This is a genomic window from Acinetobacter sp. RIT698 (genome assembly GCF_009668065.1).
Classification (GTDB): domain Bacteria; phylum Pseudomonadota; class Gammaproteobacteria; order Pseudomonadales; family Moraxellaceae; genus Acinetobacter; species Acinetobacter guillouiae.
Genome location: NZ_WJYH01000026.1, coordinates 20725 through 44171, shown reverse-complemented (window position 1 = coordinate 44171; position 23447 = coordinate 20725). Strand labels below are relative to the sequence as shown.

Here is a 23447-nt window from a genome sequence, read left to right as displayed (position 1 = left end):
CAAAACAATAAAAGGTAGGCACTATGGCACTTCCATATATCACGTTAGGGTCACCCACGACAGGTGGTGGAAAAATTATTTCTGCTCAGTCTTCTTTTCTGATTGATGGTAAAGCGATTGCGTGTGTAGGGGATAAGGCGACCTGTCCCAAGCATAAATGTGTCGCCAGCATTGTTGCAGGTGATAATCATATGTTGGTGATGGGAAAGCCCGCTGCTCAGCATAATTCACCTTTATCTTGCGGATGTAAATGTATTGGTGATCAGTCATTAACAGTTGGGCAAAATTAAAAAGTCCAAGTTATAAAAAAAGCCCCATCATCCTGACGGGGCTTTTTCGTATTGGTTCGCTAGGTAAACTCCTGTTCTACCTCACTTCCTGATGTACAGACTGATTATTATTGTTTTATGTCTGGGAAACTTCCTGTTCCCTATGACTATAGAATAGGGGATTTGCTTCAACTTCCCTAGCCGTCAATGCATGCAAGTGATGTAAGCTAAAGCGTACAATGTGATTTTAGACATTGGCATATTGGATGAGTTTGTTTACCACAGATTTGACTGCTTTATTATCAAACTCATTTCCCTCAAAGGTTTCACTCTTACCACGTTGTCCAATATCTCGCAGTTCAATGACAGCATTAGAGTCAATCATGCCAATAAAAGCACAGACTTGTTTGATTTGATCAATTGAACGTGAACCGTTGGTACCGCCATAACTGACAAAAGCCGAAGGTTTGCTCTGCCATTCTTTATAAACGAAGTCGATGGCATTTTTCAGGACAGGACTATAGCCGTGATTGTATTCTGGTGTAATGAAAATAAACGCATCTCCAGAAGCAACTTTTTTCGCCCATTCTTGCTGTTTAGGCTGATCATAGATTCCTGAGGCGGGTGAGTTTTTTCCGGCAAAGAAAGGTAAATCCCATTCTTTTAAATCTACAATTTCAACATTGAGGGTACTGAAGTCGAGTTTTTGGATTTCTTTAAGTAACCATTCTGCGACTTTAATCGCAACACGACCTTCTCGAATACTGCCCACGATGATTTGGATATTCATTTATTTTCATCTCTATTTTTCTATTAAAACATTATGCGCAATCAAGGTCATAGGTACAGTAGTGATTTGTATATGATTTTAAAATTTTGAGTTAACAATAAGATTGATCAGGATTTGAATTTCCATTCTAATAAGGAAAATTTTAATTTTGAATAGATATGAAAGACGACATTGCACTGATTATGGCTTTACCCAATGAATCTAAAGGGTTATTTGAACAAGCAGGTATCACTGTCCACTATAGCGGGATTGGCAAGATTAATGCAGCCTATACGGCATTCGATGTTATTCAAAAAACCGGCTGTAAAACCATACTGAATTTAGGTAGTGCAGGAAGTTCTTTCTTCGATGCCCATGAGTTGATTGAAGTAAAAACTTTTGTGCAACGTGATATGGATGTTTCCCCACTCGGTTTTGATGTGGGCGTTACGCCAATGGATGAGCATTTTCCAGGCGAAATTCATTTAGAATCGTATTTTCCACATTTAGCGCAGGGTGTTTGTGGTACAGGGGATAGTTTTGAAACAGGACAACCCAAAGTGAGCTGTAACTTGGTCGATATGGAAGGCTATGCACTGGCTAAAGTCTGTAAAAAATTAGATGTGCGTTTAGTTTCGATTAAATACATTACAGATGGTGCAAATGACACCGCACATTTAGATTGGGAAGATAATTTATTATTGGGTGCACAAAAGTTGTTAAAACTATATCAGTCTATTTATTAAAGACTTAGTTTGTTTGAGTATTATATAAAGTTTAAAATTGAGTCTTGGCGACCATAGAACTCTATGGCCGTTTGCCAAAATAACCAATAAGTATATTGGATGATTAATTGCGCGGTAACACACCATATAAAGTCATATGGATTGTATGTTCAATTGCGCGTTGACACATACTTTTATTACGCAAAGTTTTACCAGTCACCATTTCAATTTGAGTACTAAAGTCTGCATAATTTTGAGTCAATGCCCAAATATTAATAATCAGCAATTCAGCATCGATTTGATCTGATATTTTACCTTGCGCCTGCCAGTTTAAAATCACTTTAGCTTTGCGTTTAAAGAGCTTTTTAAGTGGGCCTTTGAGGATCGGTAAAATATGTGGTGCGCCTTGAATCACTTCTAACGCGAAAAGTTTTGAAGCTTTAGGCTGAGTTCTAGAGATTTCAATTTTGGTCATGATGTAATGTGACAAAGCTTCTGTCGGTTCCAATTCTGACTCAAGCGACTGCAACGGTGCTAACCATTTCTGCATAACTGTCGTTAGCACTTCAACATATAAGGCTTCTTTATTTTCATAGTAGTAGAAAATATTGGATTTATGCATATCTGCTAATTGAGCGATTTCATCTAGACTTGCGCCGTTGAAACCATAGACAGAAAATACGTCAAGTGCAGCATTGAGCAGCTGCTGGCGTTTTTGAGCACTCTTTTTTTGTTCCATCGCATCTTTAATCGAAAAACTGATTATTAAATTGTACGGTAAAATGTTTGATTTGTGCACAGAAAGCAGCATTATTTTGGTATATTTCTGATAAATAATGATGAAGTTTTATTATTAAGTCGATCGTAGATCCCTATTATCTAATTTTGCACTAAACTGGAGCAAATCTTATTTTAAAATTCTGTCAGTTATGACTTAATATTTAAATTTTGTGACATTTTTTAGTATAAGGTTAATTTTTGAGTTAATTTAAAAATTAGATAATCTTAAATAGCATGATTTAATTTTCATTTAAGAAAACTGACTTGCTTTAAAATACCCAACTCATTTTTAATCAATAGAAACAGTTGAAAACTTAAACATATTTGTGACAGCGAACATTTTCTATCCGATCAAAACGACTAAATATTCGATTTAATTATTCAAGATCAGCAACATGGTTCCGCAAGGTTGGGGTTTGTTGGCATTTCATAAATGGTTTGCGTTGTAGGTTAAAATTGAGCAGGCAAGGCATGAAACGAAGAGAATAGAGAGACTATTTTCGAGTTTCATAACGAAGACTGAGATAATTTTAGCCACAACCCTTCGGGACTTGTGTGTTTTTTGCCGCTACGTTGTTACGAACTACTCATTTAGAATGACTAAATTTCGTATTTCGCGCCTAGTATCGACTAAAAAATACACGTAGTCGCAAACATAGACGAATTGCCAGCAAACCCTAATATGTAAAGACAAAAATATTCTGCCCGACAATACCTTGCGTTACGAACAAAAGCGTATTTTGTTGCTGTTCATGTCGCAAGAACAGCACTGAGTACCTGTTGTTCAAGTTCGGCAAATGCTACACCTTTTTGACGTGGACGTGGTAAATCGACTTGAAACTGTTGCGCAATATGTCCTTTATCCAAAAGAATAATACGATCGGCGAGTTGAACCGCTTCACTGACATCATGGGTAACAAGGATGGTGGTAAAGCCTTGTTCTAACCATAACTTTTCAATTAAATTCTGCATCTCTAGTCGCGTCAATGCATCTAAAGCACCTAAAGGTTCATCCAGTAATAAGACTCGTGGTGTATGTGACAAAGCACGAGCAAGCGCCGTTCGTTGGCGTTGTCCACCAGAAAGCTGTGATGGCCAAAGTCCAGATTTCTCCTTTAATCCAACCTTTTCTAATAATTGCTCAGCTTTAGAAAATTGGTTTTTGGCTAGACCCAATTGCACATTTTTTAGAATACTTTTCCATGGCAATAAGCGTGGATCTTGGAACATCACCCGAATATCATCTGCAATGATCCCTTCACGGAAATTTAATAAAGATTTAAATTTGATTTCACCATAACTGGGTTGTTCTAAATCGGCAATTAAACGCAGTAGGGTACTTTTACCACAACCGCTGCGTCCCACAATTGCAACGAATTCACCTGCTTCAATGTTTAAATCTAAGTCCTCAAGAACTTTAACTTCGCCATAATATTTATGCAGTTGTTCGATCGAAATTTCTGCACCAATTTTTGCTTGTTGTTCTTCAACAATCTCAGTTGGTGCCACCAAGTCATTGGCATATTGGCTAATGCTTAAATCGGTCATATCAGACTCCTATTTTTGATAACCTGCGTGCCAACGCAATAGGTATTTTTCTAAAAATTGTGCAAATACATCGGCAAGTTTGCCTAAAAGGGCATACAGCAAGATACCCACTAGCACGATATCTGTTTGTAAAAATTCACGCGCATTCATGGTCATATAACCAATTCCAGATTGTGCAGAAATTGTTTCTGCCACAATCAGCAGTACCCAAACCAACCCCAGTGAAAAGCGTAAACCCACTAAAATTGAAGGCATTGCGCCCGGTAAAATAATGTCTTTATACAATTGCCATCTGCTTAATCCATAGCTTTTTCCCATTTCTATCAATTGAGGATCAACTGAACGAATCCCATGATAGGTATTGATGTAGATCGGGAAAAACACACCGACAGCCACTAAAAAGAGTTTTGCAGACTCATCAATTCCAAACCATAAAATAACCAATGGAATCAGCGCCAATGCTGGAATATTTCGGATCATTTGCAAGGTGGTATCCAATAAGTTGGATGCAACTTTTGATGAACCATTAAGCAGTCCCAAAAATAGACCGAGCCCACCACCAACTAAGAGGCCAAGTAGCGCGCGACCAGCACTGACTTTGACGTGCTGCCAAAGCTCACCGCTGACTAAAAGTGTCCAAAACGCAGAGACTACCGCTGTCGGTGCAGGTAAAACACGGCTTTCAAGCAATCCTGTTTTAGACGCAATTTGCCAAATGACAATCAGTAAAATCGGCACAATCCAAGGCAGCAAACGCTGCCCAATTTGTTTCGTTCCACGTGAAACGGCAGTACTTTTGGCTGGAGCAGCATTGTTAATTAAGGCATTCATGCAGGCTCCTGTAATGGTTTCTTATTTTCTTCAGGGGTGTAATTATTGGCAACGATTTCGCCAAATGGTCCAGTCAAATTAGGTTGCGTGAGTTTCTTGCGTGTTTCCAACGGCAGTAATGGGAATACTAGTTCAGCAAAGCGAATAGATTCTTCCAAATGTGGGTAGCCTGAGAAAATAAAGGTATTGATGCCTAAATCTGCATATTCTTGAATACGATCTGCAACAGTCTGTGGATCACCGACCAAAGCCGTACCTGCACCACCACGAACGAGTCCAACTCCTGCCCAAAGATTTGGTGATACTTCAAGCTTACTACGATCACCATTATGTAGCTCAGCCATACGGCGCTGACCGACGGAATCCATTTGTTTAAATTTTTTCTGTGCAGCGGCGATCGTCGCATCATCTACATATTGGATCAGTTCATTGGCAGCTTGCCATGCTTGTTCATTGGTCTCACGAACAATGACATGTAAACGAATACCATAATTAAGTTGACGACCTTTGGCATCGGCTTTCGCTTTCACTACTGCAATTTTTTCTTTGACTGCAGCAGGTGGTTCGCCCCAAGTCAAATAGGTATCAACTTGCTCAGCAGCCAATTCAATCGCATCTTCAGAAGAGCCCCCAAACCAGAGTGGTGGGTAAGGCGCTTGAATCGGTGGATAAAGCAGCTTGGCATCATCTACACTTAAACGTTCGCCATGGAAGGTAAATGATTCACCTGTATGTGAACGTTTTAAAATTTCACGCCAAATCGTGGTGTATTCAGCTGCTGTTTTATAACGTGAAGCGTGGTCTTCGTATACGCCATCACCTTTCAATTCTTGCTCATCACCACCTGTAACGAGGTTGAGCAAAACCCGTCCATTGGATAGACGATCAAAAGTTGCAGCCATACGTGCCGCGAGTGCAGGTGTTGTTACACCTGGACGTAACGCAACCAAGAATTTTAAATTTTTAGTCGCATCAATCAGGCTCGCAGCAGTAATCCATGGATCTTCACATGAACGTCCCGTGGGAATGAGTACACCTTCATAGCCCAAATTATCCACAGCTACAGCAATTTGTTTCATATAAGCATGGTCAACTTGGCGAGCACCTTTGCTTGTACCTAAATAACGACTGTCACCGTGAGTAGGAATAAACCAGAAGATTTTCATTTCATTCATCCTTAGAAAAATATTATTTCGCCGTCCAAACGGCTTGTTTGATATCAATGCTGTTTGGAATAATTTTGAGTTCGCTAAAACGATTGGCCAGTTGTTGTTGATCTGCAATTACTTTTGCTGAAAGCGGTGCTGCACCCGAAGGTCTTGGACGTCGCTCAATAAAAGTTTGACTAACTTTCGGTTTTAAACCAGTACTTTGCCCGATGGCTTGTGCAGTTGCGACACGATTGGCTTGTACCCATTTATCAGCAGTATTAATTTGCTGGATAATGCCTTTAACTGCTTGAGGATATTTCTTTACAAAATCTGGCGATGCCAAATAGAAGGTATAATTTGGACTTAAACCCTGCCCTGAGGCGAGGATACGCGCTTGATCTTCAACTTGAGCAGAAGCAAAGAATGGGTCCCAAATCGCCCAAGCGTCGACAGCACCTTTTTGAAATGCAGCACGGGCATCAGCTGGGGTTAACCAAATCGGTTGAATGTCTGACCATTGCAAACCAGCTTTACGGACAGCTTGTACCAATAAATAATGTGCACTTGAGCCTTTCTGTAACGCAATACGTTTACCTTTCAACTCATTCAGTTTGGTGATTTTTGAATCTTTAGGCACTAAAATTGCCGAAGCCAACGGCTTGGCTGCTTCATAGGCAATGTAGTACAGCGGTTTATTCGCGGCTTGGGCATATACTGGTGGGGTATCGCCAGTGACACCAACATCCAGAGAACCTACAGCAAGGGCTTCTAAAATTTGAGGACCCGCAGGGAATTCATTCCAAGTGATTTTGGCATTTGGGAATTCTTTCTCATACAACTTTTGTTGTTTGGCGATTGCAAAATTAATAGAACTTTTTTGAAAGCCAATACGTAATTCTTTTACCGTTGGATCGATTGCCCACACAGAGGCTGAACCCAGCATTGCGCTACAGATCAACATCGTGGTCATGGCATGAGTCGTTGCATTGAACCATGAGGCTGTGTTTTGTTGTGCGATTTGCTGGGTCATATTAATGTCCTCTTTAACGGCGCTGTTGGCGAAATTAATTCGCTAAAACAGCTGCTTGAATGTTGATTTTATTGGGAATGAGTTTTTGTTGATAAAAAGCATCTGCGACAGCTTGCTGTTTCTTTACCACATCGTTAGAAATTGGAGTCACACCAAAACCCATACGAGAAATTGAGGTATTCAAAATATCAAGCGGTAATCCCGTCGGTTTTTCTAAGAGTTTTGCCGCATCGGTTTGATGTTGAGACACCCACTGCGTTGTCGTATTCAGTTCATTGACCACAATTTTTAAAACATCGGGATGTTGTTCGGCAAACTTACGATCAGCCAAATAGAATTGGTGGTTGTTGACCAAGTTTTGACCTGTCGCAATGACTTTGGCATTGAGTTGTTTTTCAGCAGCAGCAAAGAACGGATCCCAAATGACCCAAGCATCTACAGCACCTTTTTCAAAGGCAGCACGTGCATCAGCTGGTGGTAGGTAGACCACTTGAATATCATCAAGTTTTAAATGATTTGCTTCTAAAACTTTCAGTAAAAGATAATGTACATTTGAACCTTTATTCAAAACTACACGCTTACCTTTTAAGTCTTGGACTGATTGAATGGCTGAATCTTGCGGCACAATTAAGGCTTCAGCCAAAGGTGCAGCAGGTTGATTGGCAACATAGACCAGATTTGAGTTTGCAGCTTGGGCGAAAATAGGCGGTGCTTCCCCAGATTCACCAAAGGCCACACTACCGACATTTAAACCTTCTAGCAGTTGAGGACCAGCAGGGAATTCAACCCATTTCACATTTACCCCTTTTTCCTTTAGGGCTTTATCTAAGTCGCCACGTGCTTTGATAATGGGCAAGACCCCATATTTTTGAAAACCGATATTTAAGGTTGTGGTTTCTTGTGGTTTTGAGCATCCAGTAAGCATCATGATGGTGGCAAGGCTAGCACTAATAAGGGTGATTTTTTTCCACGAAGGTTGAAATAAGCTCGCCATGAGTCACGATGCTCCTATAAAGTCAGAAAAAGGCATGAGCATCAGCTTAAAAGGCTTTGTATTTTCAAAAAAATAAGTTTTTAGTGATTGCTAATGAAAAAAACAGATAAATAATTAACTGCTAAGCTTAGCTGTAAATGAGAAATATAAAGTGGATATTCTATAAAAATATAATGTTATAAGAATTTGAAAATTATGATGTTATTTGTATTATTCAATCACCATATATAGATTCCACTCTCAAGAATAAGAAAATATTCTGCTTGATGGAATCTATAGCGATAAGCTTAGCAGCAAATGTGATAATTGATTGAGAATAAAAAAATTCATCAATTTTAAGCAATTGATTTTTTAAAGACCATCGAATTACGTTGATAGTTATACAGCGCTTGTCGGGCTTCGGGTAAATCATCAACATTGGCCAGTTCAAATCCATGCTCTAAGAACCAGTGTGCGGTTCGCGTGGTTAATACAAACAGTTGTTGAATACCCAATTGACGTGCATTTTCTTCTAGGAAATGCAAAATTTGGCTACCACGATTAGATTTGCGATAGCTTGGGTGTACAGCTACACAAGCAATCTCGGCCGATTGCACTTCATTGTCTGTTGATGGAATCGGGTAGAGCGCAGCACAGGCGAGAATTGTTCCATCTCGTTCAATGACGGCAAACTTTTCGATTTCATTTTCTAAACGTTCGCGTGAGCGATAGACTAAAATACCTTCATCTTCCAGAGGGCGTAATAGATTAATCAAACCGCCAACATCACCAATATTTGCCATACGAACTTCTTCATAATGAGCATCGGTGATCATGGTGCCATGTCCATCACGAGTGAAGAGCTCTTTGATCAATGCACCATCATCGCTATAGGAAAGCAGATGAACGCGATTTACGCCTTTTAATGAGGCTTCTTTTGCATTGTGCAAATGCAAAGCGATTTCAAAATTTGAATCTTGGTATTTTTCAATATGCTTATCGAGTTGCTGCGGGGTAATTTCACGTCTCAATTGCCCATATTCATCCATTAAGCCTTGTTGATTACCTAAAAAAATCAATTTATCGGCTTTGATATGAATGGCCGTTTTTGTCGCAACTTCTTCCGCAAGCAAGTTAAATACTTCACCTGTGGTGGAATACCCTGTAGGGCCAAGTAACACAATATTTTGATTGCCTAAATGGCCTTGAATGGCTTCAGTATCAATCGTGCGAACTTCGCCAGTGAGTTGGAAATCGACACCATCACGAATGCCATACGGCTTTGCTGTGACAAAATTACCTGAGACCACATCAATGCGTGCGCCAAACATAGGTGAATTGGCTAGTCCCATAGACAATAAAGCTTCGATTTGTAGACGAATCGAACCAACGGCACTCATAACACAAGGCAGTGATTCACGTGTGGTGACACGACGGTTGATATGGATCGGGCTTTGAATTTTATTGTGAAGCAAGTTGGCCGTAATTTGCGGGCGAGCGCCGTGGACTAAAATGAGTCGTATGCCCAATGAATGCAGTAGCGCAATATCATGAATAATATGCTGAAAATTTTCATGTTCAACAGCTTCACCACCAAACATCAATACAAAAGTTTTACCACGATGGGCATTGATATAGGGTGCAGAGTGACGAAACCAATGCACGTATTCTTGCGTTGTGCTTTGTATTGTTTCTAAACTGTCGGTTTGCATGCCTATCTCAGTATTGATGATTGCGATACAGCGATTCTAAACAAAAATAGTGCAAGAATAATAGTCAAAATAAAAAAAGCACTCGAACGTGGGAGGACGAGTGCAAAAGGGTCATATGAGTGTTGCGATTCACATTGGATTATTGAGTTAAAAACCAAATATTTTAAGGATTACTGTTCATTGAAATTACACAAGTTAATCTTTTCATTTTGAACAATTTAATGAGGATATTTGTCTTTCCTAACTAACTCAATAATTAACCAGTTCAGATTAAATCTAATCGTAAAATATAGAGAAACTATGGAGATATAAATGAAAGTATGTAGTTTATTTATTTGCCCAATCAATTAGATTTTAATCATATTCTCAAAATATGAAAAAACCCAAGCTGAGTTGGGTTTAAAAGTTAAAATATCGACATTAACCAATCACACGAATAATACGATTATTTCGCTCATTTACCAGCACATAATCACCATTTACTTTATACCATTGCTGATATCTTCCAGGTTTAGGTAACTGGCGGTAGTTTTTATAATTGACATGATAACGCGAAGAATTGAATTGAGTCGGGAAGTATTGCCCTGAGCGCCAGCGCTGACTCGAATTTACTCGATTGTCATAATGGTTGTTGTTATTCCAACGATTGTCATGTTTATGATCCCAATGGCTTTGTTGATAGCGATTGTGATCATTTCGATGATAATCATGCGGTGCAGCCATCGCAGACGTTGCAATCAGCGCACTCATCGATAAAGCCAGTGTCGTTAAGATATTTTTCATTTGATTCACCTGAATTGAACTTTTGTCCTTTGATGTAATTAAATTACTCAATAATTTGAGATAAACGGTGAGCAAGATTTAGGTGAATTGTGAAATGTATGAAGACTTGATGAAGAGACCCATTGAGGTTTTTCTTTTCATAAATAAAAAAGCCCAAAAAAGAATTTGGGCTGTAAATATCGTAGTTTGGATATTATCGAATCACACGGATAATATGGTGGTTGCGTTCATTAACCAGTACATAACGACCATCTACTTTATACCAGCGTTCAAATTTAGCCGGTTGATGCAGGTTTTTGTATGCACGATAATCATTCACATAATAGCGATTGTCATGATAACGATCAGGTAAAATTACACCTTCTCGCCATTCAAATTTTTCATGTGATGCAACAGGGCGATGATTTTGACCATGATCCCAGTCAGCCATTGCTGAAGTAGCAACTAAGGCACTGAGTGATAGTGTGATTGCGCTTAGAACTTTTCTCATTTGAATCGACCTTTTCAGACGGATGCTTTATCCGATTATTCAAATTACACTTTAAGTTAAGATAAAAAATGGAGAAATATCATCTAATTGTCAATTTTATGGAGATTTATGGAATTTTTTAAAAACAGATTGGAATGATGAAATTTAGACAAAAAAAAGCTCAAACAAAAAGGTGTTTGAGCCTATGAAACCAAAATATTTAAAAACTACATCCCTCGGATATTCACAATATTATTATTGTCTGAGTCGACCAAGATATAGTCATTGTTGATCTTATACCATTGTTGATTACGTGAAGGCTTTGGAAGATTTTCATCTTTATAATCAACTTTGTAACTATTACCACGATAATGTTGTGGCATTACATAACCCATTTGCCATTTGTGCTGTTGCAAACGTTTTACACCACGTTCTTCACGTTCACGACGTTGTTCTTGAATGTTGTCATCATCATTACCACGATCACGATGATTGCGTCCACGATCTCCACGTTCGCTTTTGCCACGATCAAAACCATTGTCATTGTCAAAATGAGGACCTGCACTGCTGATCTGAGCCGTCAACAGCGTTGATAAAGAGATGGCGATGATCGCTAAAATCTTTTTCATAATCGTCCTCGCTTATTCAATATGTTTATTTTGACCTCACTACTCTACTGTACTGCTAAATTGCAGAGAAACTGTGAAGAAAGTTCAGTTTTTCATTTAAAATGACAGACATAATAAAAACATATTTCTGTAAAAGTGAAAAGAGTTATTGCAAAGCTTTGAGCTGTAATGCATCGCAGCAAATTTTTTTAAGCGGAATGTGTGACTAAAAAATGTAAATATTTATGAAAATAAACTTGTATGCAGGCTTAGAGAGATGACCCCACTATAAATTGAGCCTGAATGATTAATACCACTGCTGATTCATCTCCTTTAAATAATTGATTGCTTTGATCATCTCTTTAGCTTGATGAGCATCATCTAAGGCCTGAATAAACTGATTTGGAAGCTGTAATTGTTCGATAGAACGAATCATCTCTACTTTATGTTTTAAATCTTTCATAAAAAAACGCCTCAAATTGATCTGCTTAACTTGAGTAACACTATAGAGGAAGCATTATGATTTAAGAAACTGAATAAAGTTATAGTTTTTATTGGGTAAAGCGATTTTGATGTGGGCTTTTATTAAATTTTTATTTTGACTCTGTGATCAATATTTTAAATGACAGTATCTCTTATGATTTTCTCCACGCTTCGAAAAGCGCGGAGAAACAGACCCTAATCTTGTGCGTCGATACTCTCACCATTCAACGCAAGGCTATCATCTCCCATGAGGTAGAGATAAGCAGGCATGATGGCTTCAGGTGATGGTAAAACCTTTGGATCTTCATCAGGATAAGCTTTGGCACGCATAGCGGTACGGGTCCCACCTGGGTTGATACAATTATATCGAATATTTGGATAAGTATTTTCTTTGGCAAATATTTTACTGACCGCTTCAATCGCAATCTTTGAAACCGAGTAAGCGCCCCATTGCGCACGTGCTTCACGTCCTACACCAGAGCTGGCAAAAACGACTGATGCATTTTCTGATTTTTCCAGTAAAGGTAGTAATTCTTGGGTGAGCACAAAGGGTGCACGTAAATTCACCGCCATCACATCATCCCAAACCTCTTCTGGATAATGTGCCAACTCAACACGCTCTCCTAAGATTCCGGCATTATGCAAAATACCATCTAAGCGGCCAAATTGTTGCTCTAGAGTATCGACAAGCAGTTCATAGTCACGTGAAGAGGCAGTAGAAAGCTGCAAAGGAAGAATGGCAGGTTGCGGGGCACCAAGTGATTCAATTTCATCATAAATGACTTCAAGTTTATTGAGCGTGCGACCATGTAACACGACTGTTGCGCCGTGTAAGGCGTAGCTGAGCGCAGCTGCACGTCCAATACCGTCTCCCGCACCCGTAATAAGGATAATTTTATCCTTCAATAAATCTGGGCGAGGTTGATATTCTGAATACTTCATGGGAGACCTCCTATAGTTGTTATGATGTCATTTAGGCTTTGGACGCAATGTCGTTACCCAATCAAACAATGTTTCTCATCATTTAGAATGATTAAATTTTATATGTCTTACTTTGCACTGTTGGAAAAGAACTGCTTCTCGTAAAGCGAGCCGAAGTGCCAACAGAGCTATCTTCTATATAAAAACATTGAAACATCATATTCAAGATGTTTCAGTGTTATTTATCATGTTGTTGGGTAAATTGAATGATTTTCTTGAACTTTAACTATTCACAAGTTTTCGAATAACTTGATGTAATTCATCGACATTCTCTACGATACAGTCGGCTTGCCAAGCATTTAAATCATCTTTGTACTGTAATGGTAAATAACCATATGCTGCGAGGATTGTATACATTTGCGCATTACGTCCTGCATCAATATCGCGCGGATGATCACCCACATAAATACATTGTTCAGGTGCAATCTCAATTTGCTTTGCCGCCAGATACATTGGCTCAGGATCTGGTTTGGTCTGAGCGACATCTTCAGGACAGACCAGAACAGCGCAACGTTGTGTGAGGTTCAATGCGTTCAATAATGATTCACTTAACCAACGTGGTTTATTGGTCACAATACCCCAAGGGATCTGTTGGCTTTCTAACTCTGCCAAAAGTGGATACATACCAGCAAACAGGTCTGTGTCTACAGCAATGTCATCACCATACTGATCTAAAAAGCGTTGGCGATGTGCCAGAAAGACTGGATCATCTACTTCAAGCTCTGGATAAACCAGTTTTACCATTGCGCGTGCACCCTCAGAAACCTGAGTGCGGATCAAATCCGCATCAACCACTGCGCGTCCTTCTTCTCGACACATATTTTGAATAATACGGATAAAATCCGCAGCCGTATCAATCAGTGTTCCGTCTAAATCAAAAAGAACAGCTTGCATCAAACACCTTCATTCACAGTATAAACCATGTAATTCACATCAACATTGGGCGCAAGCCAGTAATGCTTTGTGAGTGGGTTGTAGTGTAAGCCAGTCATATCTTTAAGTTTTAAACCTGAGTTACGAATGTCATCTGCAAGTTCAGACGGTTTAATAAATTTATGATAATCATGGGTGCCTTTTTTCAATAAACGTAATACATATTCCGCACCAATAATTGCGAATAAATAAGACTTAGGATTACGGTTAATTGTTGAGAAAAACACATGACCATTTGGTTTAACTAACTTTTGACACGCTTGGATGATGGATGCTGGGTCAGGAACATGTTCTAGCATTTCCATACATGTAACAATATCGTATTGTCCTGCTTGTTCTTCTGCGAGTTGTTCCACAGGAACCTGGCGATATTCAATATTTTGAACATTTTCTTGTTCAGCGTGTAAGCGAGCCACATTCAATGGCGCTGCCCCCATATCGATACCTAAAACATCGGCACCACGACGCGCCATACTTTCAGCCAAAATCCCGCCGCCACAGCCCACATCAAGAATCTTTTTGCCTGTAAGACCATTGGCATGTTCATCAACCCAGTTTAAACGCAGTGGATTGATTTGATGTAAAGGTCTGAACTCAGAGTGTTGATCCCACCATAAAGCAGCAAGTGCTTCAAATTTAGCAATTTCCTGTGGATCAACATTAAGTTGCGACATGCCGGGCACCTCTAAGTAAATTGTTTTAATCAAAAATTAAGTTCAGTTATGCTAGTGTTTGTTAACACTTCGTCTATTTATGAAATATCAACAGACCCTAGTGTAACCATAAATCCAGAAAAAGCGATGAATCGTGTAAAAAACTTCACAGAAGGAAAACGATTTTCCCATATTTGTTTTATAGTGAATGCATAAGCTATACGAGATGACTACGAGGACAATAAAGTCAATGAAAAAATTTATTTTAGGTGGCATGACTGCCATGGTGATGGCGTTTTCTGTAAATGCCATGGCTGCCGATTTTGTTGCAGGTAAAGATTATACCGTGGTGCAAAACCCAGGAAAAGTTTCAGTTCCTGGTAAAATTGAAGTACGTGAGTTTTTTTGGTATGGATGCCCTCACTGCTTTACATTAGAACCGCATATGCAAGCGTGGTTAAAGAAGATCCCTAAAGATGTTAACTTTATCCGTACACCTGCAGCAATGAATCCATTATGGGAACAAGGTGCTCGTGCATATTATGTGAGTGAAGCATTGGGTGTACGTAAACGTACGCATTTGCCTTTATTCCATACCAATCATGCAGGTAATCAGCAAGTTCTACAAAAAGATGCTTTTGCTAAATTCTTTACTCAGTACGGTGTGCCTGAGGCGAAATTTAACAGTATGTATAGTTCTTTTGCGATCACTGCAAAAATTGCTGAATCAAATCAATTGGCACAACAGTACCAGCTTTCAGGGGTGCCTGCTGTTGTGGTAAATGGTAAATATGTGGTTCAAGGTGAAGATGGTAAAGTGACGCAAGTTGTTGACTATCTGATCAATAAAGAACGTAAAGCCAAATAAGCTTTGCTGTTTTTAAAACCCGCAATTGAATTGCGGGTTTTTTTATTGTTAGTGATAAGGGGGGAGATAAATTAAGCTTTATCTCGGTCCCAATTTTCGATGCCTTTAAAAATTAAGCGGATTTGCGTCACCGATTGTTTTTTAAGCACCATTTTTTGTAACTCAAGTTCTATGCCAGAGTATTGGCGAGATAAGTTGATCCATGACATTGCCCAAGTAAAAGATAAATTAATCAAAATATTGGTGATCACTTTTAAATCATTTTCATCATGAAAATTTGCGATAACTTCAAACTTCTTTAACGCGTTGGCAAGGTCATCGTTTAGGAAGTCAATTTCACGGGCGATGGCTTTACGCACCACCTCTGAACCACCCCAACGTTCCGCAATCATAAAAATCCATTGTTGCGAACTGCTGTCTACAGCCTCAAAAAACAGCGCCATGCTGGTTTTGGTTTTCGCTTCAGGATGCGCTAGGCCTTTGCCTAATTGATGTAGGACATTCTTTAAATAAAGCGCAACTTGATCCACCAGCTCTTTGCCCAACTCATCCATATCTTGGAAATGGCGATAAAACGCTGTCGGAACCAAACCAACTTCACGGGCAACTTCTCGCAAACTGATACTCGAAAATGAACGACCCGATGTGCTTAAGGTTAAAGCAGCATCAAGTAAAGCCTGACGGCTTTGTTGTTTTCGTTCATCGCGTATCGACATTCTGGTATCCAAAGATTTTTGTTGTGATGAGTCTATCAAAAATAAAAACAAATTAAACGACGAATGTCAGTGTACAGGTGTTGACTGAATTTAAAAAATGATTATAGTGTACATATGTTCACTAAAAGAACGTTTGTTCACTCAATAAATAGCAAGCACAAAGAGGAACGTCACATGAGTAGCTATATGCAGTATCAGCCAGAATGGGTTCGTGAGGATTTTGTCGATTTTATCGCTGAAAAAATCAATCCTGTTTGGGCTTGGAAAAAGGTAAAAGCCACGATTATTAAAACTCGTGCATTAAGCCCTGATTTTTATCAAATTCAATTACGTCCAAATCGTAATTTTAAGCATCAGCAGTTTAAAGCGGGACAATCTGTTCTTGTAACTGTTGAAATTGCGGGTGTGCGTCAACAACGTAGTTATTCTGTGGTTAAATTTTTGAATAATGGCGATATGATCATTGCTGTAAAACAGCAGGGTAAAGTCTCCAATGCACTGAGCCAGATGGCTTTTGGTCGCATTGTTGAACTGTCACAAGCTCAGGGTGATTTTGTTTTAGCTCAAGACGCGTCACCATTGTTATTGATTGCGTCAGGCAGTGGAATTACCGCAATCCATTCTTTATTGCTTGAAGCACTTAAAGATTCAAATCGTCCAATTGATTTAATTTATTTTAGTCGTGATGAGGCTTTTCATACAGATCTAGAACAGCTTTATCAGCAACATGCGTTGTTGAATTATCACTATATTCACACCGCTCAGCAAAAGCAGCATTTAACTGTCGAGTTATTGGAAAGTTTGGTTCCTGATTTCAAGCAGCGTCAAAGCTATGCGTGTGGTGCAAGTGCAATGATGCAAAGCATCAATCAAATTTTTCAAGATTTGAATATCGCAGATCGTTTGAAACAAGAGTATTTCCAGATTGCGGTAGATGAAAGCCTAGAAGCACAACCGATTGTTTTTTTACGCTCACAACAAGAGTTTGCTGCGAAATCAAACCTACTTGAAAGTGCTGAACAAGCGGGATTAAAGCCAACTCATGGTTGTCGTATGGGGATTTGTAATACCTGTACCTGTACCAAAGTGAGTGGTTCGACCAAAAATATGCTGACAGGTGAAATTGACCATGCTTCCAATACACAGATCAAATTGTGTATCAGCCAAGCGATAAGCCCAGTGGTTATTAATCTGTAAATTAAAACAATCATTTCAATAAATTTAAACAACTTCTCGGTCTGTTGAACCTAGGCGTAGGAAGTTGTACCCAAAATTCAGCTAAGGCTTCTAAAAATGAAGCGCTGAGGAGCAAGACAATGAATATGTCAGTTACTTTTCCAAACAGTAAGTCGAAACATTTAAACCCAGAACAAACCGCAGAATTTGGTCGCCGTGTTGATGAAATCCGTCGTGAAATCATGGACAGTTTAGGTGAACAAGACGCCAAGTATATTTATAAAATCCGTAATTTTGTTCGTTATAGTGAAATTGCTTCACGTGCTATGTTGATGTTTGGTGGATGGATTCCACCTGTTTGGGTGGTGGGCACGGGATTGTTGGGGATTTCCAAAATCGTGGAAAATATGGAGCTGGGTCATAATGTTATGCATGGTCAATTCGATTGGTTAAATGACCCAAGTTTGAATGGTGCAAACTACGACTGGGATACCATGGCAACAGGTGATGATTGGAAATATACACATAATTATGTGCATCACACCTATACCAATATTGTGGGTAAGGATCATGATGTGGGTTATGGTTTACTCCGCGTTAGTGAATCACAAAAATGGGAACCGCGCTTTTTGTTTAACATCCCTTTAGCGATTCAATTGATGGTGTTTTTTGAATGGTATGTTGGCTTACAAAATCTACATTTGGAAGATGCACTGATCTATAAAACAAAAACCTGGAAGCAGGTCTGGGCAGATGCGGCAAAATTTCGTAAAAAAGCTCGCCGTCAAATTTTAAAAGATTATGTGTTTTTTCCTGTGATTGCAGGTCCCAATGCTTTGCCAGTGTTAGCTGGGAATGCCATTGCCAATGTGATCCGCAGTTTGTGGTCTTCAGCGGTAATCTTTAATGGTCATTTCACTGAAGATGCAGAGACTTTTGAAGCAGATAATGTGGAAAATGAAACCCGTGCTGAATGGTATTTACGTCAGATTCGTGGTTCTAGTAATTTTACTGGAACAGACTGGTTGCATATTTTGAGTGGGAATTTAAGTCATCAGATTGAACATCATTTGTTCCCTGATATGCCTGCCAATCGTTATTCAGAAGCTGCCCCAAAAATTAGAGCTTTATGTGCAGAATATGGCATCAACTATAATGAAGCAGATTTCTTGAAACAGTTTGGCAGTGTATGGGTACGTTTAGCCAAATGCTCTTTGCCAAATAGTTTAACAACCACCATTACTCAGTCTTTACAAAAGTTGAAGGGTATTTTTGCTTAAACAAAGTTTTTGCGATGTGTAAGCATTGGTGTTGCTAAGGTACTTATTTTGCTTCATTCAACTGGTGCAATAGCTGTTTAAAATAGATCATCAATTGTTGTTAGAAGAACCTTATTGAGTTAGATAAGGTTCTTCTATTGCTTTTAAAGTGATGTTTAAATTCAGTGATTTTTAATTTTTTGTATAAGCTAAGTTATGTAAGTTTGAGAATATTTTTAAGGTATTTAATAAACATATTTCCTTATACGAAATTTAAGCATCAACAAGTCATTGTCTTTCAAACATCGTTTTATTATACCTTTTCTTTTGCAGAGTTATGCTTAAAATCTATTAGGAAACAATAGGTTTAAGTCGTAATTGCTCGACCCACACATTAGGAACACCATTAAAGTAGTCTCGTAATCTATCCTCTACATGTTCAGGGTCCCATACTGCTGCACGTTCGAAATCTTTCACCTCTTCATATGTTGCGGGGAATTCAAAGCAATCTTTATCTTTTTCAAAATACACGGAAATACTTTTATCAAAGGGATCTTGCTTAAAAAAATAAACTTGCTCCTTTAATTCATCACTAACAGCGTAATTATCAATGAAATTCCATTTTTTTGACTTAAATGCATACTTCATTACACAAACTTTAAATAAGATTTTTTGAGAAACAATACGGTTTAGATCTTGTTCTAAGTTTTTTGTTTTTAGTTCATAGAATCCCATCAGTATCGAGTTTAAAACTACACCATAGCCATACAAAGAATCATCTAATTCAATTCCAAATACATCACCTTCTTTTATACGTCTACGCCTTTTTTGATTTACCATCAATATATAGTTCCAAATAGCTAAATAATTTTTGAATGTATTAAATTTATCATCGTTTATTACTTGGTCCAAAAGTAAAGTTCTTTTAGTCGTCGATTTATATTCGAATGATCCCAAAGTTGATAGTTAAATCACCCAATTTCAAAAACCACCATCTTGTAACAAAACCATCTCTCTTGGATCTGTTATAATAAGTCGCAATATTTTTTGAATCCCATAAGGACAAGCTATGCGTATCGACCAACGTGCATTAGATCAATTACGTGAAGTTAAAATTACCCGTAACTACACCCGTTATGCGGAAGGTTCAGTATTGGTTGAATTTGGTCATACAAAAGTGCTGTGTACTGCAAGTATTGACAATTCAGTGCCACGTTTCCTAAAAGGTCAGGGCCAAGGCTGGGTGACTGCGGAATACGGTATGTTGCCACGTTCTACCCATACACGTAGCGACCGTGAAGCTGCTCGCGGTAAGCAATCTGGTCGTACTCAAGAAATTCAACGTTTGATTGGTCGTAGCTTACGTGCAATGGTGGATTTGAAAAAATTGGGTGAAAACACCATTACCATCGACTGCGATGTGATTCAGGCAGATGGTGGTACACGTACTGCTGCAATTACGGGTGCTGCGGTTGCATTAATTGATGCTATGAATGTACTTCTTGAGAAAAAGAAAATTAAGCATGATCCATTAAAAGGGCTTGTTGCTGCGATTTCTGTCGGCATGTATCAAGATGAAGTATTGCTTGATCTTTGCTATGAAGAAGATTCTAACTGTCAAACTGACTTGAATGTGGTGATGACTCAAGCAGGTGAGTTTATTGAAATTCAAGGGACTGCAGAAGAAAAACCATTTACACGCGCTCAATCCAATGCAATGCTTGAAATGGCTGAAAAAGGTATTCAGGAATTGGTAAAAAAACAACAAGAAGCGCTTGGTTGGTAATTCGAAAATATTGATATATTTTTATAAACAAAACGCATCTTCGGATGCGTTTTTTATTGCATAAAATGATTTTAACCTAATTCGGTTATTTATAAATTAAAACAAATATTTGATATTCATAATTTTTTAAAAAGTATTCATCAAACTGCCATAAAAACTTCACTCTAGCGTCATAGCAGTTGTATTGACTATCCCTACCTTTATTTCATGGATAGGACAATGCAAAATTTTTTGCTGATTTTAGTGACCAGTCTGAGTGTCTTACTCAGTGCTTGTAATGATGATAATGAAAGCTCAACGACGAATCCACAGCCACCCGCTGCGTGTAAAGTACATTGCGCACCATAATAAAAAATAAGGAAATAGAGATGAACCGTCGTGATTTTTTAGTCAATTCAACAAAAACAATATTTGGTACAGCCGCTTTAGCCAGCTTTCCAGCCAGCATCCAAAAAGCTTTAGCCATTGACGCCAAAGTCGAAACAGGCACGATTAAAGATGTAAAACATGTCATCATTTTGACGCAAGAAAATCGCTCGTTTGATAATTATTTTGGAACGTTAAAAGGAGTTCGTGGATTTGGTGATCGTTTTACCATTCCGCTATCCGACAACCGTAAGATTTGGGAACAATACGATAAAGATAAGAATAAAATCTTTCCCTATCATTTAGACAGTACTCGCGGTAATGCACAACGTGTTAGTGGTACGCCACACTCATGGACAGATGGACAATTTGCTTGGAACCATGGCCGTATGGGCAATTGGGTACAGTATAAACAACCCCAATCTATGGGATATTACAAACAAAAAGAAGTTGAATTTCAGTTCTCACTTGCCAACGCCTTTACCCTGTGTGATGCATATCATTGTGCAATGCATACTGGAACCAATTCGAATCGTATGTTCTTATGGACAGGTTCAAATGGTCCGAAAGCTGCGGGTGTTGCCAGTGTCGTCAATGACTTGGACAGTATTGGTGCATCAAGCACAGGCTATGATTGGACAACCTATCCTGAGCGCCTACAACAAGCGGGTGTGACGTGGAAAGTTTATCAAAATATGCCCGATAACTTTACCGACAATCCTTTGGCTGGCTTTAAACAATATCGCCGTGCCAATGAATTATCAGGTAAACCTGTAAACAATGACAGCACGTGTCCTGCTTATGATCCTGCCATTGATGCAATACAACCGTTGTATAAAGGGATTGCCAATACGATGCCTGATGGCGGATTTCTCGCTTCATTTAAAGATGATATTGCCAAAGGTCAATTACCTCAAGTCAGCTGGATGGTTGCACCTGCAGCCTATAGTGAGCATCCAGGACCATCAAGCCCTGTACAAGGTGCTTGGTACATTCAGGAAGTTTTAAATGCTTTAACGGAAAACCCTGCGATTTGGAGTCAAACGGTTTTATTGGTCAACTTTGATGAAAATGATGGCTTTTTTGACCACGTTCCATCACCAAGCGCACCTTCAAAAGATGCTTCAGGTGTGATGCAAGGTAAAACCACCTTGAGTGATGAACAAATCTCATATGAATACGCTACGCATCCTAAAGCTTCAGCAGGGCAACCTAACTTTACTGATCCAAAAGTCAGCAATGGTGTGGGAGTCTATGGTCCAGGAATACGCGTACCCATGTATGTGATTTCTCCGTGGAGTCGTGGTGGTTGGGTAAATTCACAGGTTTTTGATCATTCGTCTGTTATTCGTTTCTTAGAGCAACGTTTTGGCGTGCAAGAACCGAATATTAGTCCATATCGCCGTGCTGTATGTGGTGATTTAACCACAGCTTTTGACTTTAAAAATCCAAATACCACAGCTATTTCGGACTTGATGGGTAAAAAAACCAAGAATGATGCAGATGCGATTCGTAATGCGCAAGCGCTATTGCCGCCGGTTTCCCGTCCTTTAAGTCAGGTCTATCCTGTTCAAGATTTAGGAACACGATTGTCTCGGGCATTACCTTATATTTTACATAGTAGTGCGAAAGTTGATGTGGCAACAAAAATGGTGAAGTTAATGTTCTCTAATACCGGAACACACGCCGCAGTTTTCCATGTTTATGACAAATTGAATTTAGATGCGATTCCTCGTCGTTATATGGTTGAAGCAGGTAAGCAATTGGATGATGTATGGAAAGCTTCAAATGGACTATATGATTTATGGGTGTTGGGTCCAAATGGCTTCCATCGTGGCTTTGCAGGTGATTTAGCCAAGTCTGCACAAATAGAGGCATTGCCAGAAGTGCGTGTATGTGTTGAAGAATGTGATCCTAAACTCTATTTAAAAGTTCGTAATGACGGTGCGAAAACAGCAAAATTGACAGTGAAAGCCAATGCTTATCTACCCAATAAGACATGGAATATCGAAACGGCTTCTACAGAAAAGGAGTTGAATTGGAATATGTCTGATTTCGGTGGTTGGTATGATTTTACTGTAACAATAGAGGGTGATAGCACCTTTAAACGCCGTTTTGCTGGGCGTATTGAAACGGGTAAAGATTCATTTTCTGACCCTTATATGGGATTTATAGAATCTTAATTTTAAATAGCTGAATTTTTATAATTTAAATAAGGTGCGAATTGCACCTTATTTTTAGTTGATAGAAGGCCACATAATTTGCGCAAACTTACATGATTAAGATTCCAATCATCTATTTACGTCAATAGATACATAAATCAGCTGAAATCCCTTGTTTCGTATACAGACTCTACAAATCTTTTCATCAACCGATATTTAGAATATTTCAAACTTTAGCAAATGGCAGGCTTATGAAAATACTCATTGTTCTATTCGCAGTGATTACCTTTGTATTGATGGCTGGAGATCCACGCCGTGAAGATTTCGAAAGCAAAGAATTTGACGCAAAAAATAATGAACCGCAACAACATGCTGAACAGCAGCATGATCAAGAAGACTCTTGAGAACCTTCTTGA

The 23447-nt window shown here is 38.9% G+C and carries 26 protein-coding genes; 9 read left to right on the top strand and 17 right to left on the bottom strand.

What is annotated here, in order from left to right; genetic code table 11:
• Positions 1-23 precede the first annotated feature (23 nt).
• Complete coding sequence (locus tag GJV03_RS12710) at positions 24-290, top strand: PAAR domain-containing protein (RefSeq protein WP_004723549.1); 267 nt, start codon at positions 24-26, stop codon at positions 288-290.
• Between the two features lie 226 nt (positions 291-516).
• Here GJV03_RS12710 and GJV03_RS12705 read toward each other — a convergent pair whose 3' ends face one another.
• Positions 517-1059: an NAD(P)H-dependent oxidoreductase gene (locus GJV03_RS12705; protein WP_004723548.1), complete on the bottom strand. Its 543-nt coding sequence runs from the start codon at positions 1057-1059 to the stop codon at positions 517-519.
• A gap of 158 nt (positions 1060-1217) precedes the next feature.
• Here GJV03_RS12705 and GJV03_RS12700 point away from each other — a divergent pair, with 158 nt between their 5' ends.
• Positions 1218-1784 carry a 5'-nucleosidase gene (locus GJV03_RS12700; protein WP_056518232.1) on the top strand — a complete coding sequence of 189 codons (567 nt, stop codon included), beginning with the start codon at positions 1218-1220 and terminating at the stop codon, positions 1782-1784.
• A gap of 103 nt (positions 1785-1887) precedes the next feature.
• Here GJV03_RS12700 and GJV03_RS12695 read toward each other — a convergent pair whose 3' ends face one another.
• The 14 genes from GJV03_RS12695 to ubiG all read right to left on the bottom strand — a co-directional run bounded on the left by GJV03_RS12695 (position 1888) and on the right by ubiG (position 14719).
• A complete protein-coding gene (locus tag GJV03_RS12695; RefSeq protein ID WP_016539535.1) occupies positions 1888-2502 on the bottom strand; it encodes a TetR/AcrR family transcriptional regulator in 615 nt (204 codons plus the stop codon).
• A gap of 791 nt (positions 2503-3293) precedes the next feature.
• Positions 3294-4091, bottom strand: coding sequence for an ATP-binding cassette domain-containing protein (locus GJV03_RS12690; protein WP_105714168.1), 798 nt, complete (start codon positions 4089-4091; stop codon positions 3294-3296).
• Between the two features lie 9 nt (positions 4092-4100).
• Positions 4101-4922, bottom strand: coding sequence for an aliphatic sulfonate ABC transporter permease SsuC (gene ssuC, locus GJV03_RS12685; RefSeq protein ID WP_004723544.1), 822 nt, complete (start codon positions 4920-4922; stop codon positions 4101-4103).
• The gene (ssuD, locus tag GJV03_RS12680) at positions 4919-6088 is read right to left on the bottom strand and encodes an FMNH2-dependent alkanesulfonate monooxygenase (RefSeq protein WP_004723543.1); all 1170 of its coding nucleotides are present in this window, start codon (positions 6086-6088) and stop codon (positions 4919-4921) included. Before ssuD ends, ssuC begins: the two co-directional genes overlap by 4 nt.
• Positions 6089-6110: 22 nt before the next feature.
• Complete coding sequence (locus tag GJV03_RS12675) at positions 6111-7043, bottom strand: sulfonate ABC transporter substrate-binding protein (RefSeq protein ID WP_085942780.1); 933 nt, start codon at positions 7041-7043, stop codon at positions 6111-6113.
• Between the two features lie 94 nt (positions 7044-7137).
• Positions 7138-8097: a sulfonate ABC transporter substrate-binding protein gene (locus GJV03_RS12670; RefSeq protein WP_004723541.1), complete on the bottom strand. Its 960-nt coding sequence runs from the start codon at positions 8095-8097 to the stop codon at positions 7138-7140.
• A 335-nt stretch (positions 8098-8432) separates the two neighbouring features.
• Entirely contained in the window at positions 8433-9788 is a 1356-nt protein-coding gene (gene argA, locus GJV03_RS12665) for an amino-acid N-acetyltransferase (RefSeq protein WP_034618293.1), read from the bottom strand.
• Between the two features lie 420 nt (positions 9789-10208).
• Positions 10209-10571 (bottom strand): RcnB family protein, encoded by a 363-nt coding sequence (locus tag GJV03_RS12660; protein ID WP_105714171.1) that lies wholly within the window; start codon positions 10569-10571, stop codon positions 10209-10211.
• A 193-nt stretch (positions 10572-10764) separates the two neighbouring features.
• Positions 10765-11061 carry an RcnB family protein gene (locus GJV03_RS12655; RefSeq protein ID WP_004723538.1) on the bottom strand — a complete coding sequence of 99 codons (297 nt, stop codon included), beginning with the start codon at positions 11059-11061 and terminating at the stop codon, positions 10765-10767.
• A gap of 206 nt (positions 11062-11267) precedes the next feature.
• Entirely contained in the window at positions 11268-11669 is a 402-nt protein-coding gene (locus GJV03_RS12650; protein ID WP_004723537.1) for an RcnB family protein, read from the bottom strand.
• Between the two features lie 286 nt (positions 11670-11955).
• Positions 11956-12111 (bottom strand): hypothetical protein, encoded by a 156-nt coding sequence (locus tag GJV03_RS21500; protein ID WP_004723536.1) that lies wholly within the window; start codon positions 12109-12111, stop codon positions 11956-11958.
• A gap of 215 nt (positions 12112-12326) precedes the next feature.
• Positions 12327-13073, bottom strand: coding sequence for a YciK family oxidoreductase (locus tag GJV03_RS12645; protein WP_004723535.1), 747 nt, complete (start codon positions 13071-13073; stop codon positions 12327-12329).
• Positions 13074-13334: 261 nt separating this feature from the next.
• Positions 13335-14009, bottom strand: a complete 675-nt coding sequence (locus GJV03_RS12640; RefSeq protein WP_166782866.1) for an HAD-IA family hydrolase — start codon at positions 14007-14009, stop codon at positions 13335-13337.
• Entirely contained in the window at positions 14006-14719 is a 714-nt protein-coding gene (gene ubiG, locus GJV03_RS12635) for a bifunctional 2-polyprenyl-6-hydroxyphenol methylase/3-demethylubiquinol 3-O-methyltransferase UbiG (protein WP_004723533.1), read from the bottom strand. The genes GJV03_RS12640 and ubiG overlap by 4 nt, the downstream gene beginning before the upstream one ends.
• A gap of 229 nt (positions 14720-14948) precedes the next feature.
• Here ubiG and GJV03_RS12630 point away from each other — a divergent pair, with 229 nt between their 5' ends.
• Positions 14949-15566, top strand: coding sequence for a thiol:disulfide interchange protein DsbA/DsbL (locus GJV03_RS12630; protein ID WP_004723532.1), 618 nt, complete (start codon positions 14949-14951; stop codon positions 15564-15566).
• Between the two features lie 71 nt (positions 15567-15637).
• On the opposite strand, the gene GJV03_RS12625 is transcribed toward GJV03_RS12630, so the two are convergent.
• Positions 15638-16282, bottom strand: a complete 645-nt coding sequence (locus GJV03_RS12625) for a TetR family transcriptional regulator (RefSeq protein WP_004723531.1) — start codon at positions 16280-16282, stop codon at positions 15638-15640.
• Positions 16283-16456: 174 nt separating this feature from the next.
• Between GJV03_RS12625 and GJV03_RS12620 the strand changes: the two genes are divergently transcribed.
• Together GJV03_RS12620 and GJV03_RS12615 are read left to right on the top strand one after the other, a co-directional pair.
• A complete protein-coding gene (locus GJV03_RS12620; RefSeq protein ID WP_105714173.1) occupies positions 16457-17479 on the top strand; it encodes a ferredoxin reductase in 1023 nt (340 codons plus the stop codon).
• A gap of 125 nt (positions 17480-17604) precedes the next feature.
• A complete protein-coding gene (locus tag GJV03_RS12615) occupies positions 17605-18738 on the top strand; it encodes an acyl-CoA desaturase (RefSeq protein ID WP_171501855.1) in 1134 nt (377 codons plus the stop codon).
• A gap of 330 nt (positions 18739-19068) precedes the next feature.
• Here the strand turns inward: GJV03_RS12615 and GJV03_RS12610 are convergent, their stop codons facing one another.
• A complete protein-coding gene (locus GJV03_RS12610) occupies positions 19069-19629 on the bottom strand; it encodes an immunity 26/phosphotriesterase HocA family protein (protein ID WP_146113220.1) in 561 nt (186 codons plus the stop codon).
• Between the two features lie 157 nt (positions 19630-19786).
• Between GJV03_RS12610 and rph the strand changes: the two genes are divergently transcribed.
• The 4 genes from rph to GJV03_RS21495 all read left to right on the top strand — a co-directional run bounded on the left by rph (position 19787) and on the right by GJV03_RS21495 (position 23435).
• Positions 19787-20503, top strand: coding sequence for a ribonuclease PH (gene rph, locus GJV03_RS12605; RefSeq protein WP_004723527.1), 717 nt, complete (start codon positions 19787-19789; stop codon positions 20501-20503).
• A gap of 219 nt (positions 20504-20722) precedes the next feature.
• A complete protein-coding gene (locus tag GJV03_RS21895) occupies positions 20723-20851 on the top strand; it encodes a hypothetical protein (protein ID WP_004723525.1) in 129 nt (42 codons plus the stop codon).
• Between the two features lie 20 nt (positions 20852-20871).
• Positions 20872-23052, top strand: coding sequence for a phosphocholine-specific phospholipase C (locus GJV03_RS12600; RefSeq protein WP_154130219.1), 2181 nt, complete (start codon positions 20872-20874; stop codon positions 23050-23052).
• Between the two features lie 230 nt (positions 23053-23282).
• Complete coding sequence (locus GJV03_RS21495) at positions 23283-23435, top strand: hypothetical protein (RefSeq protein WP_166782862.1); 153 nt, start codon at positions 23283-23285, stop codon at positions 23433-23435.
• The last annotated feature ends 12 nt before the right edge of the window (positions 23436-23447 follow it).

What these genes read in the sequence shown, in the direction of transcription:
- GJV03_RS12645 (WP_004723535.1), bottom strand. Translation starts at nt 13,073, where the DNA reads ATGAAGTATTCAGAATATCAACCTCGCCCAGATTTATTGAAGGATAAA.
- GJV03_RS12620 (WP_105714173.1), top strand. Translation starts at nt 16,457, where the DNA reads ATGAGTAGCTATATGCAGTATCAGCCAGAATGGGTTCGTGAGGATTTT.
- GJV03_RS12615 (WP_171501855.1), top strand. Translation starts at nt 17,605, where the DNA reads ATGTCAGTTACTTTTCCAAACAGTAAGTCGAAACATTTAAACCCAGAA.
- GJV03_RS12705 (WP_004723548.1), bottom strand. Translation starts at nt 1,059, where the DNA reads ATGAATATCCAAATCATCGTGGGCAGTATTCGAGAAGGTCGTGTTGCG.
- GJV03_RS12670 (WP_004723541.1), bottom strand. Translation starts at nt 8,097, where the DNA reads ATGGCGAGCTTATTTCAACCTTCGTGGAAAAAAATCACCCTTATTAGT.
- GJV03_RS21495 (WP_166782862.1), top strand. Translation starts at nt 23,283, where the DNA reads ATGAAAATACTCATTGTTCTATTCGCAGTGATTACCTTTGTATTGATG.
- GJV03_RS12710 (WP_004723549.1), top strand. Translation starts at nt 24, where the DNA reads ATGGCACTTCCATATATCACGTTAGGGTCACCCACGACAGGTGGTGGA.
- GJV03_RS12655 (WP_004723538.1), bottom strand. Translation starts at nt 11,061, where the DNA reads ATGAGAAAAGTTCTAAGCGCAATCACACTATCACTCAGTGCCTTAGTT.
- GJV03_RS12700 (WP_056518232.1), top strand. Translation starts at nt 1,218, where the DNA reads ATGAAAGACGACATTGCACTGATTATGGCTTTACCCAATGAATCTAAA.
- GJV03_RS12660 (WP_105714171.1), bottom strand. Translation starts at nt 10,571, where the DNA reads ATGAAAAATATCTTAACGACACTGGCTTTATCGATGAGTGCGCTGATT.
- GJV03_RS12625 (WP_004723531.1), bottom strand. Translation starts at nt 16,282, where the DNA reads ATGTCGATACGCGATGAACGAAAACAACAAAGCCGTCAGGCTTTACTT.
- GJV03_RS21500 (WP_004723536.1), bottom strand. Translation starts at nt 12,111, where the DNA reads ATGAAAGATTTAAAACATAAAGTAGAGATGATTCGTTCTATCGAACAA.
- GJV03_RS12690 (WP_105714168.1), bottom strand. Translation starts at nt 4,091, where the DNA reads ATGACCGATTTAAGCATTAGCCAATATGCCAATGACTTGGTGGCACCA.
- GJV03_RS12650 (WP_004723537.1), bottom strand. Translation starts at nt 11,669, where the DNA reads ATGAAAAAGATTTTAGCGATCATCGCCATCTCTTTATCAACGCTGTTG.
- ubiG (WP_004723533.1), bottom strand. Translation starts at nt 14,719, where the DNA reads ATGTCGCAACTTAATGTTGATCCACAGGAAATTGCTAAATTTGAAGCA.
- ssuD (WP_004723543.1), bottom strand. Translation starts at nt 6,088, where the DNA reads ATGAAAATCTTCTGGTTTATTCCTACTCACGGTGACAGTCGTTATTTA.
- GJV03_RS21895 (WP_004723525.1), top strand. Translation starts at nt 20,723, where the DNA reads ATGCAAAATTTTTTGCTGATTTTAGTGACCAGTCTGAGTGTCTTACTC.
- argA (WP_034618293.1), bottom strand. Translation starts at nt 9,788, where the DNA reads ATGCAAACCGACAGTTTAGAAACAATACAAAGCACAACGCAAGAATAC.
- GJV03_RS12695 (WP_016539535.1), bottom strand. Translation starts at nt 2,502, where the DNA reads ATGGAACAAAAAAAGAGTGCTCAAAAACGCCAGCAGCTGCTCAATGCT.
- GJV03_RS12675 (WP_085942780.1), bottom strand. Translation starts at nt 7,043, where the DNA reads ATGACCACGATGTTGATCTGTAGCGCAATGCTGGGTTCAGCCTCTGTG.
- GJV03_RS12600 (WP_154130219.1), top strand. Translation starts at nt 20,872, where the DNA reads ATGAACCGTCGTGATTTTTTAGTCAATTCAACAAAAACAATATTTGGT.
- GJV03_RS12630 (WP_004723532.1), top strand. Translation starts at nt 14,949, where the DNA reads ATGAAAAAATTTATTTTAGGTGGCATGACTGCCATGGTGATGGCGTTT.
- rph (WP_004723527.1), top strand. Translation starts at nt 19,787, where the DNA reads ATGCGTATCGACCAACGTGCATTAGATCAATTACGTGAAGTTAAAATT.
- ssuC (WP_004723544.1), bottom strand. Translation starts at nt 4,922, where the DNA reads ATGAATGCCTTAATTAACAATGCTGCTCCAGCCAAAAGTACTGCCGTT.